Below are 17,472 nucleotides of genomic sequence, written 5' to 3'. Positions count from 1 at the left end.
TGCTAATGCCGGACACGGACGACGAGCTTGCCGGTGGCGCGGTCGTGCTCCATGTCGTCGTGGGCCTGCGGCACCTGCTCCAAGCCCTCGTAGACACGGTCCACCGGAAAGGCCAGCCGGCCGGCGGCGACCGCGTCGAGGATCTCCTGGAAAGCCTCCCGAGGCAGGTCGGCGGCGTCGCCGAAGTAGCCCGCCAGGCGCACACCCCTCGGCAGGTACTCGTTCGGAGAGAAGTCCCGCACCGTCCACTGGTTTGAGAGGCTGCCGCCAAAACAGCCCGTACCGTGCACGCGCACCGCGCGTAGCGTGTCCTGCAGCGTCGGCGTGCCGACGAGATCAAGGGCGGCGTCGACACCGTCCGGGTACAGCTCGCGTACGGCGGGCGCGACCTCGCCGGTATCGAGCAGGGGGTGATGGACGCCGTGCTCCTTCAGCAACGTGAGACGGTCGTGCCTCCGGGTGGTGGACAGCACCGTGGCACCACGCCATATGGCGAGCGCGGCGGCGGCCAGGCCCACAGAGGAGGTTCCGCCGCGGATCAGCACGGACTGATCAGGCCTCAGGTCCAAACCGACGGTGAGTGAGCCATAGGCGGTCTGCACCATCTCCGGCAGGGCACCCAGCACCTCCCAGGGCAGGTCGGTGTCAACGGGAATGACCTGCGACAGCGGCACCGACGTGTACTCGGCGTAGCCACCGTCGTAGGTGCGCCCCATGTCCCCCATCATCGCGACAACCTTCTGCCCGACAGCCAGCCCACTGGCCACCGGGGCCGCGTCGACAGTGCCGGCCGCCTCGATACCAGGCACCCGGGGAAAACTCACCCCCTCACTCAGACCCAGCCGAAGCTTCAGCTCGGAGCGATTGAGGCCGAACGCCTCGACCCGGATGCGCACCCAGCCGTCCCGCTCAGGCGGAAGTGGAAGCGTGGTCAGCCGCAAGTTGGCCACAGGACCAGGGGCCGAGAGCCGGACAGCACGCATCGTGGTCGGCGAGGACATCATGGGCCTGCTTTCTCCCGGGGTCAGAACCTCCAACGGCGATGGTCAACGCGCAGCCCCCGCAGCTTCATTCCCGACTCACATCGCTCGGTTCTGTCACGATGACTCCCCTGATACTCACCCAGAGTCGCTATCTTGACAGCCGGGACCCACAAGACTGGGATTTCCGGGCTATTCAAGGGGTGTGAGTCGCAGGACTGGGTTCACCGGGGAGGTTCCGTCGAACTCTTCGGCCAGTTCGTTGCCGGCCAAGGAGATCATGTGGTCGAAGGTGCCATCGATTTTTTGGGTGTAGGGCTCCGGCATGGGGGGCTTGTGGGGACCGTGGAACCAGGCGCTCATCTCCGCGGGGATTGGGTAGCGTGCGGCGCGTTCCTTGTACAGCAAGGACCTTGCTTCCGCTTGGAAGGCGACCTCGCGGTACTCGCGCAATGCGAGCCTCATTCGTATCCAGCGGTACCTGTCTGTCCTTGTGAAGCCTTCGGCTTCGTCTGGGAACTGGGCTGTGAAGCGTTCCTTCAGCATGGTTCCGGCGTCGCGGCCTCGTAGCGCCAGGCGTGCGATGACTTCGGGTTGCATGAACAGGTTTGTGCCGCCTTCGCCTGGGCCTTGCTGGATTGTCGCGATGCGTCCACGGAATCCGGGCAGAGCGGACTGCATTGTGTCGCGCCAGTCCATGAATGTGTTCAGAATCCGGCCGAAGAAGCTCAGCACCGACGGGCCGACCTCGGTGTACGGCTGCTGGGCCGTGCTGGCGTCCTGGTCGGGCAGGATCACCTCCTGGTCTTTCCTGATCTTTGTATCTTCCGAGGAGAGGCTCAGCCCGAAGGTGGGCCAGCGTGGCAGCAGTGAGTCGAAGAAGTGGATCGGGAAGTTGCTGGTAATACCGCCGTCTGAGAACCAGTGCGGTCTGCCGTCCTTGAACAGCGGCACCGGGCAGATCAACGCGGGCAACGGCAGGCTCATCCGCGCGGCCATCACCACCGGCATGTCCGCCGGTTCGGGCAGCCACTGCAGGGAAACCTTGTGGTCACGGCAGGACGCGTCGTCGACCACCGACACACACATCTGCTTGATGATCCGGTCCGGCACCACGCCTTTGAGGCACTCCGGGCAGAACTGCCAGCGGTCATCCGGCTGGAACGGCAGCTGGTACGGCCGGCTTCCCGACAGATCCGTGGTCATCAGCGCCAGGTTGATCACCCGCTCGCCGCCCTCCACAAAGGACCCACCACGTGGCCGGCCGGGGCCGTGCCACAGGTCGCCGAACGTCAACGCACGCGAGTGGTCGATCCCGGCCAGGTCGTCGATCCGGTCGGCCAGCCAGGTCGCCAGCGGCGGCACGCCGGTGGACTTCGCCATCCCCGACCACCGGTCCAGTGCGTTGGGGGTGTAGGCCTCGGCCCCTGGTATCAGCCCGAAACGGTGTTTGCGGTAGTTCATGATCACCGGCCAGCACGCCGTACCGTAGATCAACGCGAAGGCGGCTACGACCGCGAAGGTCAGCACCAGCCAGGCCGTGACCACGACCGTGCCACCCACCAGCCAGGCCGACAGATCCAAGCGGTAGAGGAACAAACCGGAAAGCCCGAGCACCAAGGGGATCAGCAGGACAAAGGTGATCCTGCCGAACCGAGGCGCGACCGCCTTGACTGTCCACACCGCGGCCACCAGGGCGACCGCCGCGAGCACGGCCGCGACTATCCAGTGTGTACCGTCCCACGCGTCCGGCGGCAACACCCACCGCAGCGAGTAAGGCCCAAGCAACCACAACGCCAGCGACAGGAACAGCGTCACGGTTGCCAACGGCTTCACAGCGGTCACGACGGCCACAAGCACTGACGTGAAACGCACCCGCCCGGTCGTCGCCTTCCCCTGCATGAGCGCCGCGATCAACCGGAAAAGCTTGTGCAGACTCGCCTTCGGCTGAAACAGCTGCGGCATACGCCAGCGCGCGTCCCCCTTGCCGGACACCAGCCAGATGACCAACCCCGCCAACCCAGCGAACCCGGGCCGTACCTTGTCCCCTTCAATAGGCCCGACGGGTTCCGCGTACCGGCCGTACTCCGCGGCTGCCGTCGCCGACGCACCAATCGCACCCGCGGACGCTCCACCCACGGACCTGAACATGTAGTGCTCAGCGAGCGCACAGACCGCCAACGGATAGATGACACCGCTTGTCGTACCGCCACGCATCGTCAGGTCGCATGAGCGCCGCAGATAGTCCGCATATTTGTCCGGCTCGGTCTTGGCCATACGGTCGGCCATAGCCGGTGACCACCGCAAATGTGTGTCATCTTCGGACGGACCGGGGCGCGGTTCGTCGCCGTACGCCATCACCTCAGTGATGCATGGATCCATCAGGGCCTCCCCCGCCAACGTTTTCCGGCAGTCCTATATCGCCGTGAATCGGGACGTGTTGCATACCTTTTCACCAGTCCGCAGCGCGAGGTGAACTACCAGGTCAGGCTCTTCATGTAACTCTTTCGGAGTAATGACGAGTCCATCATAGGACGTCCGTTGTCAAGAAAAGGACATCAAATCCGAGGTTGTGGTCGTATGCCGCGTCCTCGTCACCCATACTGATCGCTGCACACCACAACCGGGCACGGAGGTAGGCGTCCTGCGCGCGCACCGAGGTCGCTATGGCAAGCGGTCCCGTATCTGGCACAAGCTCGCGATAATCGGTCTCGCGTTCACGGTGCCGTTGGCGGGCGCCACATATCTGTTGCTGGACGCGAGTTCCCGCCGGATCGAGTTCACCGGCAACGAACAACGCGGCCTGGAATACCTGCGCCCGCTCGGCGCGCTACTGCCCGAACTGGCCAGGCACAAAACGGAGTTCGAGCAGGTGCGGGACGGTACCCGCCCGGCCGGGGACCTGCTGGCGTTACAGGAGAAGATCGACGCGCACTACGCCGAACTGATCGAGGTGGACAGTCGTCTCGGCGCCGACCTGCGGACGACCGCGCCCGATCTGAGCGTAGGCGCGATGCCGTCCACACAGGCCGGTAACTGGCACGCGTGGAAGGTCAGCCCACGCGCCCCGGTCGGCACGGATGCCGCCCACACGCTGCTGATCAGCGACGTCCGGACGTTGATCACCTACGTCGGCGCGTCGTCGAACCTCGTCCTGGACTCCGAGCTGGGCACGTATCACCTGGCCGACGCCATGATCGTGTGTGCGCCCGAACTGGTCGACCGGGTCAACCGCCTCGGTGACGACGTCGACACCCTGCTCGCCGGCGGCGACATCACGTTGCCGGACCGCACCAAGATCGCCGGTGACGTGCGGATGCTCGTCCGGCACGCGGACGTCATCCAGGACAACCTGTTCACGACGTTCCGCGCGATCGGTGACAGCCCCGAGACGCATTCCGTTCGTGAGGCACTCGCGCCACAGTTACGGGCTGCGTACATGGCCGTCACGGACCTCGCGACCACGACCACACGCGATTTCGTGGAGTCCGGCACGGTCCGTCTAAACCGCGCGGACTACAAGCGTTCGGTCGAGAACGCGTCCAACGCGATGACATCACTGTGGACAGCCATATTCGAGCAGGAAGGCCGGCTGCTGCAGCTGCGCCAGAGCAGTGACATCGGGGACCGCACGCTCGCGCTGTCCATGGTGCTCGTCGCGTTCATCATCACCATGCTGCTGACGATCTGGCTTGCGCGACGGATGAGCGGCGACGTCGGTGCCGTCGCGCGTGGTGCAACACGACTCGCGGGCGGCAACTTGGCGGAACGCGTACAGGTGCGTAGCCGCGACGAGATCGGCGACATGGCGACGGCGTTCAACGGCATGGCGCAACGGCTGCAGGACATGGTCGAGGATCAGCAACGGTCCGCGCAGCAGCTGCAGGCCGAGCACGACTTCATCGACGCGATCGTGAACGTCGCGGGCAGCCTGGTGATCGTGTTCGACCGGGAGGGCCGGATCGTCCGGTTCAACAAGACCTGCGAGACCACGACCGGATACACGTTCGACCAGGTCGCCGGCCGGACATTCTGGGAGGTGTTCCTGCCGGAGTACGAACGCGGGCCGGCCGAGGCCTACTACCGGAGCCTGAAGCCGTCGAGCTTCCCGGAGCAGTTCGAGTACACGTGGGTCCGGCAGGACGGCGCCGAGATCTGCGTGGAGTGGTCGAACGCGGGCCTCGTGAACGACGAGGACGAGGTCACGCACGTCATCGCGACCGGCATCGACGTGACCGCGAAACGCGCGGCCGAGCGTGACCTGCAGGACGCGCAGGAACGGTTCCGGCAGGCGTTCGAGCACGCGTCGATCGGCATGTGCCTGGTCGCCAAGGGCGCCCGGTTCATACAGGTCAATCCGGCGTTATGCAAGATGCTCGGGCGCACGAAGCAGGAACTGCTCGACATGAGCGTGCAGGACGTCACGCATCCCGACGACTTCGCCGTGGGCGGTGTGGCAGTTGCCGCGATGATGGCAGGCAGCGACGAACCGTTCCACGGCGTGAAGCGCTACTACCACGCTGATGGGCACATCGTCTGGGGCCAGGTGACCGTGTGCGTCGTGCGGTCCGACAAGGGGCCGCTGTACCTCGTCACGCAGATCGAGGACATCACCGAACGGCGTGCCGCGGAGGCACGGCTGGTTCATCAGGCGCTACACGACTCCCTCACCGGGTTGCCTAACCGTGCGTTGCTGATGGACCGTCTCAAGCAGGTGCTCGCTCGCGCGGACAGGCACCCATCGCTGACGGCCGTCGTCTTCATCGACCTCGACGGCTTCAAGGACATCAACGACAGCCTCGGACACGACGTGGGCGATCACGTGTTGCGTGAGATGGCGCGCCGGATCAGCCAGCAGGTCAGGCCCGCGGACACCGTCGCGCGGCTCGGCGGCGACGAGTTCGTCGTGCTCTGCTCGGACCTGCAGAACGAACAGAACGCCGTGGAGATCTCCGAGCGACTCACCTCGGCCGTGGCAAAGCCCGTCACCGTCGGCGGCTACGAGGTCGAAGTCACGGCCAGCCTGGGCATCTCGTTGTCCGACGGCGAAGCCCTCACCCCCGAGGACATGCTGCGTAACGCCGACGCCGCGATGTACGGTGCCAAAACGCAGGGCAAGAACCGCTGGGAGATCTTCGACGAGACCCGCCGTGCCCGCGCCGTCGACCGGGTCGCTATCGCGTCGAGGCTACGGCAGGCCTTACGGGACAACCGGTTCGTCCTGCATTTCCAGCCCGTGATCGAACTGGGCACCGGCCGTGCGGTCGCCGTGGAGTCCCTGGTCAGGCTCGACGACCCCGGCCGCGGTCTGCTGCCGCCTGCGGCGTTCATCCAGGTCGCCGAGGACAGCGGCCTGATCGTGCCGATCGGGACGTACGTTCTGGAGGAGGCGTGCCGTCAGCTCGCCGAATGGCGTGCGGACGGCCTCGTACCGGCTGATTTCCGTGCCGCGGTCAACCTTTCCGCACGTCAGGCCACCCAGCCCGACCTCGCCCGGACCGTGGCCCGGGCCCTGGACGGTGCGAACCTGGAGCCGACCGCGCTGGCCCTGGAACTCACCGAGACGGTGTTGATGGACGCCGACACCTCGACGCTGCGGCAACTGGAAGAACTCCGTGAAATGGGCGTCGGCCTGGGCATCGACGACTTCGGCACCGGCTACTCGTCGCTGAGCTACCTCAAACGGCTGCCGGTCAGCATCATCAAGGTCGACCGTTCGTTCGTCGCGGGTCTGTCCACCGACCCGTCCGACCGCGAGATCGTCACCGCCGTGATCCGCCTCGGCCAGGCCCTCGGCCTCACCACGATCGCCGAGGGCGTCGAGGACGTCTCCCAGTTCACGATGCTCCAGGAACTCGGCTGCGACCAGGCCCAGGGCTACCTGCTCGGCCGTCCCCAGCTCGATCCGCCGATCCTGGGCGCAGGCAAGAACGGTGTCGTTTCGACCGCCAAACCCTCCTGAAGCGACTCGCCGGGGCCGGGGTCCCCGGTTCGGGACGGGTTTGCGGTAATACTGCCTGGCGTGCTCGTCACTCCGGACGGTCCCGTGATCTCGCCCGCGGACCTGGTAGATCTACTGGAGTGTGGGCATCGCAGCGCGCTGGACTACGCCTTGTCGGCCAAGGTGGAGGGTGCGCCGAAGCCCGAAGCACCGCAGAACCTGTTGGTGGCCAAGCATGGACTGGCCCACGAGCAAGCGACGCTGACGAAGCTGCAGGAGAAGTACGGCGCCGGAGTGATCCGGATCGAGTTGCCCGCACCGCAACCGCAAGCGCTGGTCAAGGCCGCCGCCGAGACACGGGTGGCAATCGAGTCCGGCGCGCCCGTGATCTATCAGGCCGTCTTCTACGACGGGAAGTTCTACGGCCGCGCGGATTTCCTGATCCGGACCAAGGACGGGGAATACGAACCGCACGACACGAAGCTGACCCGGCATCCCAAACCGTCCGCAGTTCTGCAACTCACCACGTACGCGGCCGCGTTGCGGGACGCGGGATACTCGGCCGGCCCGGAAATGCATCTCATTCTGGGTGACGGGACGACGCACTCCTATCGTGTCAACGATTTCCTCCCATTGGTAACGCATTTGCGGGTCCGTCTACAGGAACAGCTGGCGGAGCCGGCGAAGCTGCCTCCCCGGTTGTGGGCGGATGAGCGGCCCGCTTGTGTGACATGCAAATTCGGCCAGCACTGCGCTTCCGGTCGGGAGGCCTCACGGGATCTTTCGCTGGTCGCCAATATCCGGACTGACCAGCGCCGGAAGCTTGTCGCGGCGGGTATGTCCACGATCGACCACCTGGCGAACGCGACCGCGGCGGACCGGCCGGGCACCATGTCGGTGGCAACGTTCAACGGACTGCGGGCGCAGGCGACGATCCAGGTCATCCAGGATGATTCGCGGACCGCCGAGGATCCGGTCGGCAAGGTGGCGTACGAGGTCCTTTCCGACAGTGCGCTCGCCGCACTGCCGGAACCCAGCCCGGGTGATGTGTTCTTCGATATGGAGGGCGATCCGTTCGCCCTGGCGGGAACCGGATTGGAGTACTTGTTCGGTGCGGTGACCGTGGCTGAGGGCAAAGAGGAGTTCCAGCCGTTCTGGGCGCACAGCCGAGCCCAGGAGAAACGCGCTTTCGAGGATTTCGTCGACTTCGCACTGGAACGCACCATCACCCATCCGGGTGCGCACATTTATCACTATGCGCCGTACGAAGTGAACGCGCTGAAGAAACTCGCTGCACTGCACGGCACGCGTGAGGACGCGGTCGACACGTTGTTGCGGGCCGGTTCGCTGGTCGACCTTTATGCCGTGGTGCGTAAGGGATTGCGGGTCTCGCAACGGTCCTACTCGATCAAGTACCTGGAACCGTTGTACATGCCGGACAAACGTGCCGGTGATGTCGTCAACGCGGTCTCCAGCATCGAGGCGTACGAGGAGTACCTGACGCTGCTCGCGGCCGACGACGTCGGCGAAGCCGAGGCGGTGCTGGACGGGATCAAGGACTACAACGAGTACGACTGCGTTTCCACGCACCGGCTTTACCGGTTTCTGCTGCAGGTCCGGGCCGAGGCGGGCATCGAGCCGCACCAGCCCGACGTGTCCGAAATGGACGTCCTGATCGACGAGACGGCCGAAGCCGAAGCAGCCCAGCGCCGCGCGGAACGTGCGGCCCGGATCGCCGCCGTGGTCGAGCCTCTGCTGGACGGGTTGCCGGACGACCCGGCGGACGCGACCGAGGACGAACTGGCTCGCGGCCTGCTCGCGGCCAGTGTGGGCTATCACCGCCGCGAGACCAACCCTGCCTGGTGGGACTTCTTCCGGCAGGTCGGCGCCCCACTGTCCGATTTGGAATCCGACACGGCGTGCACCGTCCCGGTCTCGGTGAAGGCCGAGCAATGGGCGATGCCCAGCGGCCGGGTGCGTAATGCCAAGCGCTTGCTGCATGCCCGGTGCGATCCGGACCGGCCGCATCCGTTCGGGCCGAACGACCAAGTCCGAATGCTGTATTCAGGTAGTCCGGTGAACTGGACCCGGAATGCCAAGATCGTCTCCGAGACCGCCGACACGCTGACCGTCGAGGAGAGCGCGAAGCCGGACGAGATCACGTCCGATCTCCCGATAGCCGTGCTGCCAGGCGATCCGGTGAAGCCACAGCCCAAGGACGAGGCCGTGTACTCGCTCGCGGAAGGCTCGATCGAGATCCTGCCGATGCTGCCCGCACACCCCGGCATCGATCTGCTGCGCAGGCTCCCGCCGCAGACCCGTCACGGCAGCCTCCCCCAGGGCGAAGACCTTGTCGCAACAGTGATTTCGGCGGTCGACGCGCTGGACGGATCGACGCTGGCCGTGCAGGGCCCGCCCGGTGCCGGCAAGACCTACCTGGCCGGCCGGCTGATCGTGCACCTGATCGGCAAGGGCAAGTCGGTCGCGGTGACGTCCAACAGCCACAAGGCCGTGGAGAACGTGCTCAGCTCGGCCGTGGCGGCCGGACGTGAGCTCGGCGTCGTGATTCCGTGCGCGAAACGCGCGAAAGGCACTCCTGCCAAGGATTGCGAGTGGGATCAGCCGAAGGACAATCCTTCTCTGGTGCGGTGGCGGGCCGATCAGGGCGGCGGGTATCTCGTCGGCGGCACGGCGTGGACGTTCGCCAATGCCGCCATGCGGGACGAGAAGTTCGACGTGCTGATCATCGACGAGGCCGGCCAGTTCGCCTTGGCCGACGCGCTCGCCGTGTCGACGTGCACTCGAAACCTTGTGCTGCTTGGTGATCCGCAGCAGTTGCCGCAGGTTGTCCAGGGTACGCACCCAGCCGGTGCGGATGCGTCCGCCCTGGGGCATCTGCTGGGCGACGCTGATGTGATCCCGCCGCACCTGGGCTACTTCATGGACCAGACTCGGCGGATGCACCCGGACGTCTGCGACCCGGTGTCCCGGTTGTCCTACTCCGGTCTGCTGCACGCACACCCGACCGCTGCCGAACGCCGGGTCGAGGGCATCGACCCTGGGTTGTACGTCCAGTACGTCGACCACAGCCACAACATCACGAGTTCGCCCGAGGAAGCCGACGCCGTGGTCGCGGCCGTGCGATCGCTGATCGGTCGCAAGTGGATAAACGGGTCACACGCGCAGGCCTTGAGCGATTCGGACATTCTGGTGGTGGCACCGTACAACCTGCAGGTCAGAATCGTCCGGCGGGCGTTGGACGAGGCCGGGTTCGCCGAGACCCGGGTCGGTACCGTGGATCGGTTCCAGGGTCAGGAGGCGCCAGTGGTGCTCGTCACCATGACGTCGTCGTCCGCAGTGGACCTGCCGCGTGGGCTCGACTTCCTGTTGTCCCGCAACCGTCTCAACGTGGCTTTGTCCCGCGCGCAAGCGCTCGCTCTGCTGGTTTGCTCGCCACGGCTGGTGCAGGCGGACATCCGGGACGTCGAGCAGATGCGACTTGTGTCCGGGATGATCGGCCTGCAGGCCGGCGCCCGGTCGTGGCCGGTCGCCGGCCAATCGACAGGTTTGTCCTAAGGCCCTCCCAGGATCGGTGAGCAGACTCGGTGGCGGCGTGCCCCGCACTCGCGCTGCGATCTCCCAGATAGCACTATTGGGCAAGGGAATCGAAGAACTTGCGGGCCTCTTCGGTCTGCGCCGCGAAAGCCAGCTCCGTAGGTTCGAAGATGACCCGCCGCTCCGAAGCCTCGGCGTTGACGACGAACTCGGGCAGCTCGGTGAGCGGCGGCGCGATGCAGAACAGCAGGATGCAATATGGGACGGACACAAATCCCAGCGGCGACAGCGACTCGGGCGCCACCACGACAGAGGCTTCCTCGAGCATTTCGCGGGCCGCGGATTCCTGCCAGGTCTCGTGTTCCTCGATGAATCCACCGACCAGGGCAAGCTCGCCGACCGGCGGAATGGATCGGCGCACCACCAGCAGTCCTGTTCGGTCACCTTCCACCACAGGTTGAAGCACCACGGCCACGGGTGACGGGTTCGCCCAGACCTGTTTGCCGCACGAGGGGCACTTACGTGGGTAACCCGGCACATCGCTGTGCCGGGCTCCGCAGTATGAGCAGAAGGTGTCGCGTTCCATGCCCTGAAACTACTTCATGACGTTGCAGCCGCTGGCTGTTGTATTCACGGACTGACGGCGAGGAAGAGGAACGCTGCCAGGAGTCCAAGGTGGACTCCTCCCTGCAGCAGCGTCGCCCGGCCGGGAACAATCGTGAGCGTGCCCGTGACCACCGTCAACGCGAGCAGGACCATGTGTGTCGGGCCCAGCCCCAGCATGAGCGGCCCGTCGAGCCAGATCGACGCGATCGCGATCGCCGGGATTGTCAGGCCGATACTCGCCATCGCCGACCCCAGCGCGAGGTTCAGGCTCGTCTGCACGCGATCACGGCGGGCGGCGCGAACCGCGGCGAGTGTCTCCGGCGCCAGGACCAGCAAGGCGATCACAACACCGACAACTGCCAGCGGAAACCCGGCCGCGACAACGCCCGCCTCGATCGCGGGCGACACGGCCTTGGCGTTGCCCACGACCGCGATCAACGACACCATCAGCAGTCCCAGGCTGATCAACGCCGCCCGGGAGGTCGGCGGTTCGGCGTGCACCTCGTCGTCGAGGATCTCACCTTCGTCGTTGAGCGGCAGGAAGTAGTCCCGGTGCCGAACCGTTTGCATGGCAACGAAGAGCGCATACAAGCCCAGCGACGCGATTGCGGCGAAAGCGAGCTGTGCGGGCGTGAACTCGGGGCCTGGCTTGCTGGTCGTGAATGTCGGCAGCACCAGACTGAGCGTGGTGATCGTGGCGACGGTCGCGAACGCGCCGCCCGTGCCTTCCGAGTTGAACACCGCGATCCGGCGGCGTAGGGCGCCGATCAGCAGTGACAGCCCCATGATCCCGTTGCAAGTGATCATGACCGCGGCGAAGACCGTGTCCCGGGCCAGTGATTCGGCGCCGGCCCCGCCACCGATCATCAGCGTCACGATCAACGCCACCTCGATGACGGTGACCGCTACTGCAAGCACAAGCGAGCCGTAGGGCTCCCCCACGCGGTGCGCGACGACCTCCGCGTGGTGCACCGCGGCCAGCACTGCCCCGGCGAGGACCAGCGCGACGAACGCCATGACCACCATGGGCAGATCCCTGCCCCAGGTCAGCAGCAACACCGCCTCTGCCAGGACAGGAACCAGGACAGTCCACCGCGAGAAAGCTCGTATCGCTGTCATGATTCCTTTCAGGTAGGACTGACCTGCATAAACCCTATCCGAAAACGGTCACCGTTCCGGACCGGACAGCTTGGCGCGGCCGGCCGTTCGTGGCCGGAACCATTCCGTCGCTTGACACATCAGCCGTCTGGAGACCTCTATCACCCCGCAGTCCTACTCCATTCAGGGGTGACCTAAATGGCCGATATTCCGATTACGACATTCGGCCTACCGTCGAGCGCATGGCGAGCGAACTGCAGCGGCGCAAGGTCACCGGTGTCTTCACCGCGATGGACGCCGACCACGACGGATTTCTTGCCGAGCGCGACTTCCAGGCGTTGGCCGAACGCTGGGCCGCCGTGCGGGGGCCCGGGGACCAGGAGCGGCTGACGCGGATCATGCTCGGCTGGTGGGCGACGCTGCTGGCCGCCTCGGATCAGAACCGGGACGAGCTGGTCACCCTCGACGAGGTCCTGCTCGTGGTCGACCAGCTGCCCGGCATGCCCGAAGCCGTGACCGCGACCGCCGACGCGATGTTCGAGGCGATCGACGAGAACCAGGACGGCCTGATCTCCGCCGCGGAGTACCGGCAGATGATCGAGGTCTTCAACGGCCGGCCAACCGACACCGACGGCATCTTCCCGCTGCTGGACAGCAACGGCGACGGCAGTCTGTCCCGTTTGGAGTTCACCGAGTTGTGGCTGGAGTTCTGGGCGGGTGACAACGCCGACGCGCCGGGCACCCTCGTCTTCGGCCCACTCGGGACGTGACCCCTGCAAGAGGCGCATAAAGCCCTGCTCAGTGCGACCGGGTGCTTACGCACGGCATGCCCCTGGTATCCTGTGTGTGCGGAGGGGAGTACCCACCCGGTCGAGATCGTCAATTCGGCAGCCCCATGTGGCGGTCCGGTCTCGGCGCCACGTGACGTGGTTGGGGAGACCTCCGGTTCGGACAAGAACCGGAGGGAGTGTGTGTCCTGGAATTCCGCGAAATCCTCGGCTCATGTCCTATCCGGCTGCCCGGACTCGACGCCTGCTCCAGGGAAGGATATCGATGAAGCGACTCGCCACCGTCGTGCTCGGCGCCGGCCTCGTGTTCGCGCTCGCAGGCTGCGACGCGATCCAGCAGGCCCAGCAGACCGCGGACAGCGTCAGCAGCGGCGTCAATACGGCCACCGTCTGCGTCGACGCGATCCGAGTCGCCGGCTTCACCCCCGACTCCGCCGACCCCCAGGCGGCCGTCGACAAGGCCAAGGCCACCGGCGACGAGCTCACAGCGCTGGCCGCCAAAGCCGGCGACACAACCGTCAACCAGGCCATCAACGACCTGGCCACAACCATGAAGGCCACCACGGTCCAGGACCTGGCCAGTGGCCCGGCCGCCTGGCTGCAGCGCAAGGCCGACCAGGTCTCCGCCCTGACCAAGGCCTGCTCCCCATAACCACAGGCACCAGGAGAGCCCCGGGCGACACGCCCGGGGCTCTCCTGGTGTCCGACCATGTTTCTGCGAGGGAGTCAGCACATTCCTTTGCTGGTCAGTACATGCTGCACGGCGTCACGCAACCTGTCAGCGGAAAGCTCACCCGATCGGGTTGCCGCTTCCAATCGGTCAAGCACGTCGCCGACGCGCGCGCCGGACGACCACAAGGCGACATCCGCACCCGCCGCGATCGCCCGTAAAACCGCTTCCGGCAAGTCATATCGGTCGGAGATGGCCCGCATCCCGCCAAGATCGTCGGTCACGACAAGACCGTCGAACCGGAACTGCTCACGCAACAGTTTGTACGCGGCCGGCGACAGTGTCGCAGGCTCCTGACCTGTCAGGCCGGGCACGACCAGGTGCCCCACCATCACCGCGACCCGGCCGTAGTCGCCCAAATCCTGATACGGCACCAGATCCGTGGCCTCAAGGCTGTTCAGGTCCGCTGTGACCGCAGTTGTCTTGTGGGAGTCGGAATCAACGTTCCCGTGCCCCGGAAAGTGTTTCAGGACAGGAGCAACACCGGCCGATGACAGCCCGGCCGCGAACGCGATGGCGTACTGCTTCACCTTGGCCGGATCGCCGCTGAACGAGCGATCGCCGATCACGGTGTTGGCAGGCTTGCTGGACACATCGACCACCGGGGCGAAATTCATCGTCACGCCCGCGGTGCTGAGGAACTTGCCGCGGTCGGCGGCCTGGGCCCTGACCTGATCGGGTGACATCGTCGCGGCCATCTGCCGGGCGCTGGGAATGCTTCCGGCAAGCGGGTCGACAGTCTGGACCCGGCCGCCTTCCTCGTCGATCGCCACCGTCAGCGGCACCTTGGCCGCCGCCCTGACCTGCGCAAGACGGCCATCCACCAGCAATCCAGCCGGGTTCGCGTGCACAAAGACGCCACCGACCTGGTAATCACGAACAGGCTTGGTGGCACCGTCGACGTTGCCCGGCACCCCGATCATCAGCAACTGCGCGAGCCGCTCACGTACAGACCACGATGCGGCAACCGAATCACACGAAGGTGTGACGGGTGGGTCATGCTTGCGGACCTGCTTCTCCAAGGGGGCTGGCGCCGCCACAGGAACCCCAGGCACCTCATGCTCAACGAGAGTCGTGGCCAGCAGCACCCCGGCCGCCGCGGCAGCCAGGAGAAGACCGCGTCTCGCCCGCTTCACGCTGCCACGTTAGTGGCCATGACGATCAACACCAAACACACGGTCAATCGAATTGCCCGGCGAGCAGCCCAGCCACGGTCTCGTCCAACAGCCGGAGCTGCAACACCTTCGTCAGATCGGTGGCCATCAAACGGTGGCCGTTCCCACCGGGCAGCATCGACTCAGCCAACTCGCCGGCCGCTCTGGTGTCAGGGCTCGATGCGGATGATGTCCAGCTGGACCTTCATCAGGGGCAGTACCCGGCCTGGTACTGAGCCGGATGGGGTCTCGCCGATCCGTTCGGCGCCCATGGCCAGGTAGAAGCCTTCGGCGTACGGTTCGGCGTCTATGGTCAGCTGCTTGAAGCCGGCTGCCTGGGCGGTCTGGGTGGCGTGGTGCCACAGTTTGCGGCCGAGGCCTGTGCCGATGTTGGCTGGGTCGAGCCACATGTTGCCGAGTTCGCCCTCGGGTGGGTCTCCGTCGATGCTGTAGAAGCCCAGGATCTTGGATTGGCGCTCCGCCACGACTATTCGGCGGTCGAGGACGTCCTGCGGGGCGAAGGTCAGCTCTGCGCGGCAGGCTTCCATGAAGTCCTTGTCGTAGCCCCAGTATGCCTTGGAGCGCAGTGCTATTTCTCCCAGCAGTGTGGCCTCGGCGGGCCTGGCTGCCCGAAAGATGACTGTCATACCACCTGTCCTTCGGATTGGGTCAGGGTTGTGATCAGGTTGTTCGGCTTGCCGGCCAGGCGTGCGACGAGCCTGCGGTTGATCACCGGCAGGTTCACCATTCGCATGGAGGCGCGGCGGATTTGGAGGTCTACAGTGGACCTTGGAGCGAACCACCGGGCGCTGCCCCGGCCGGTCTTCTGCTTCTCCTCGGCGACTGGGCGCCAGAGCTTTTCGTACCGCACAAGGGCTTGGCCGATCGACTGGTCACGGGCGAGCTGATCAGCCAGTATGTAGGCGCCCGCTATCCCGAGTGAGGCGCCTTGACCGGCGAGCAGGGACACCGCGTAGCTCGCCTCGCCAATGAGAACAACGCGTTCGGTGCTCCAGGCCGGCATCACGATCTGCCCCAGCTCCTTGACTCTACCACGACATTTCACGAACCAGGTCGTCAGGAGCTGTCAGGCAGCCTGGAAGGCGCTGCGTTCCACCAGACGCGGGTCTTCCAGCAGGCGGATCAGCAGGCCTTCCTTGGTGGACCAGGGGCAGATGTTCACCTGCTCGTGGCCTGTCGCGGTGAGCAGTGCTTCGGCGACGACCGCGCCGGCCAGTGACTGCTGGGCGCGATGGCGGGAAATACCGGGGAGTTCGGCGCGTTGGGAAGCGCGAAGCTTTGCCAGGCGCGGAATCCACTTTTGCAGGTCGGCCAGTTGCAGGTGCCGCGGGACGTACGGGCCCTCGCGCTGCGGGCGTGCACCGGCGAGCCGGGCCAGTTGCTGCATGACTTTCGAGCAGCCTACCGCTGTGCCGACGAGTTCCTTGCCGGATAAGGATTTCCGCACCCGGTCGAGCACCTCGGCGCGCATGTCGGGCAGTGTTTGACTGCTGTCCAACCAGGTCCGGGTCAGCGTACGGGCACCGAACGGCAGCGAATAGGTCGCCAGCGGCTGGATTCCGGCTCCTGTGGCGATTTCGGCCGTGCCGCCGCCAACGTCCAGCACAGTCAACGGCCCGGCCGAGTGGCCGAACCACTGCCGGGCCGCGATGTAGGACAGGTGCGCTTCTTGTTCACCGGAGAACGTCTGCAATTCGACGCCTGTTCTTCGGAACACACGTCGGATGATCTGGTCGCTGTTCGCCGCGTCCCGGACCGAGGACGTCGCGAACCCGACCACTGGGACACCTTGCGGGATCCTGCGCTGGGCGGCCGAAACGGCCGCGGTGATCCGGTCGATCGCGTCCTGGCCTATGCGGCCGTGCGAATCCATCGCCTGATCGAGCCGCAGCCGGATCTTGTGGCTCAGCACCGGCCACAACGGCGAACTCCGCGCGCGCTCCACGACCACCAGATGCGCGCTGAAACAACCTATGTCCAGCACACCTACCTGGGTCGACTGCGCACGCATCGGTCACCTCACCTCAACCAATCCCGAATACCCTCTCACGCCGAAACAGAAACCCTGGCAAAGACACCCCGCCACAGTCAAGCCGATAGACCAAGCGTCACGGGCCAAACACATCGCAAACGGCCTACGTCACTTCGCACAGTCAGAGTAGACGTATGACGAAAGGTGTTGGCCTACCGCAATCTCCGCGGCTGTCCTCTGTCACCGGAGCGCACCGCTAGTCCACGGGTTCACGCACCGGCAGGAGTTCGGGCTCGCTCATCTGGGCCGGGATGGCCAAAGGTGCGACATCAGCCACTCTCGTGGCGTATTCCTCCAATGCGGCACGGTGTTCTTCCAGGGCGCGTACGTAGGCTGCGCGCACATCGTTGCCATGGCGCAACTCGTAGTAGATCGCCAGCAGGGACGATGCCTGGACCTGCGCGGTCAGCTCCGAGGACGGCTGGGGTGCCGCGGAGACGTCGGGCGCCTCCTGGAACAGCAACTCAGCGAACTCAACCCGGGCATGACCTGCCGCACGGTCACTCACGAACTGATCGGTCATATCCGGCACGGTAACCCGTCAGTCCACTCCGGACCGAGGGTTGC

13 protein-coding genes are annotated in these 17,472 nt (G+C 65.7%); 4 read left to right on the top strand and 9 right to left on the bottom strand.

From position 1 onward, the window contains the following. Positions 1 to 2 precede the first annotated feature (2 nt). Both JOF56_RS27165 and JOF56_RS27160 read right to left on the bottom strand, forming a co-directional pair. Positions 3 to 1,001, bottom strand: coding sequence for a zinc-binding dehydrogenase (locus JOF56_RS27165; RefSeq protein WP_307855276.1), 999 nt, complete (start codon positions 999 to 1,001; stop codon positions 3 to 5). Positions 1,002 to 1,172: 171 nt separating this feature from the next. Further along, complete coding sequence (locus JOF56_RS27160) at positions 1,173 to 3,362, bottom strand: patatin-like phospholipase domain-containing protein (RefSeq protein ID WP_245378419.1); 2,190 nt, start codon at positions 3,360 to 3,362, stop codon at positions 1,173 to 1,175. Between the two features lie 190 nt (positions 3,363 to 3,552). Between JOF56_RS27160 and JOF56_RS27155 the strand changes: the two genes are divergently transcribed. Further along, entirely contained in the window at positions 3,553 to 6,942 is a 3,390-nt protein-coding gene (locus JOF56_RS27155; RefSeq protein WP_209642331.1) for an EAL domain-containing protein, read from the top strand. A gap of 84 nt (positions 6,943 to 7,026) precedes the next feature. Beyond that, entirely contained in the window at positions 7,027 to 10,497 is a 3,471-nt protein-coding gene (locus JOF56_RS27150) for a TM0106 family RecB-like putative nuclease (protein ID WP_209648506.1), read from the top strand. Between the two features lie 73 nt (positions 10,498 to 10,570). On the opposite strand, the gene JOF56_RS27145 is transcribed toward JOF56_RS27150, so the two are convergent. Next, entirely contained in the window at positions 10,571 to 11,062 is a 492-nt protein-coding gene (locus JOF56_RS27145; protein WP_209642330.1) for an NUDIX domain-containing protein, read from the bottom strand. A 44-nt stretch (positions 11,063 to 11,106) separates the two neighbouring features. Further along, the gene (locus JOF56_RS27140; protein ID WP_209642329.1) at positions 11,107 to 12,201 is read right to left on the bottom strand and encodes a calcium:cation antiporter; all 1,095 of its coding nucleotides are present in this window, start codon (positions 12,199 to 12,201) and stop codon (positions 11,107 to 11,109) included. 221 nt (positions 12,202 to 12,422) lie between these two features. Here JOF56_RS27140 and JOF56_RS27135 point away from each other — a divergent pair, with 221 nt between their 5' ends. Next, entirely contained in the window at positions 12,423 to 12,950 is a 528-nt protein-coding gene (locus tag JOF56_RS27135) for an EF-hand domain-containing protein (RefSeq protein WP_209642328.1), read from the top strand. 283 nt (positions 12,951 to 13,233) lie between these two features. Further along, on the top strand, positions 13,234 to 13,620 hold the full coding sequence (locus tag JOF56_RS27130) for a bacteriophage spanin2 family protein (protein ID WP_209642327.1): 387 nt from the start codon (positions 13,234 to 13,236) through the stop codon (positions 13,618 to 13,620). Positions 13,621 to 13,694: 74 nt separating this feature from the next. Here the strand turns inward: JOF56_RS27130 and JOF56_RS27125 are convergent, their stop codons facing one another. The 5 genes from JOF56_RS27125 to JOF56_RS27105 form a co-directional block, all read right to left on the bottom strand. Beyond that, a complete protein-coding gene (locus JOF56_RS27125) occupies positions 13,695 to 14,834 on the bottom strand; it encodes a glycoside hydrolase family 3 N-terminal domain-containing protein (protein WP_209642326.1) in 1,140 nt (379 codons plus the stop codon). A gap of 188 nt (positions 14,835 to 15,022) precedes the next feature. Continuing rightward, positions 15,023 to 15,499: a GNAT family N-acetyltransferase gene (locus JOF56_RS27120; protein WP_209642325.1), complete on the bottom strand. Its 477-nt coding sequence runs from the start codon at positions 15,497 to 15,499 to the stop codon at positions 15,023 to 15,025. Then, positions 15,496 to 15,876: a Rossmann-fold NAD(P)-binding domain-containing protein gene (locus JOF56_RS27115; RefSeq protein WP_209642324.1), complete on the bottom strand. Its 381-nt coding sequence runs from the start codon at positions 15,874 to 15,876 to the stop codon at positions 15,496 to 15,498. The genes JOF56_RS27120 and JOF56_RS27115 overlap by 4 nt, the downstream gene beginning before the upstream one ends. Positions 15,877 to 15,939: 63 nt before the next feature. Then, positions 15,940 to 16,884, bottom strand: coding sequence for a Ppx/GppA phosphatase family protein (locus JOF56_RS27110; RefSeq protein ID WP_209642323.1), 945 nt, complete (start codon positions 16,882 to 16,884; stop codon positions 15,940 to 15,942). Positions 16,885 to 17,101: 217 nt separating this feature from the next. After that, positions 17,102 to 17,428, bottom strand: coding sequence for a hypothetical protein (locus tag JOF56_RS27105; RefSeq protein WP_209642322.1), 327 nt, complete (start codon positions 17,426 to 17,428; stop codon positions 17,102 to 17,104). Between the last annotated feature and the right edge of the window lie 44 nt (positions 17,429 to 17,472).

Origin of the sequence: Kibdelosporangium banguiense (assembly GCF_017876405.1) — a bacterium.
Classification (GTDB): domain Bacteria; phylum Actinomycetota; class Actinomycetes; order Mycobacteriales; family Pseudonocardiaceae; genus Kibdelosporangium; species Kibdelosporangium banguiense.
This window is presented reverse-complemented; position numbering and strand designations above follow the sequence as displayed.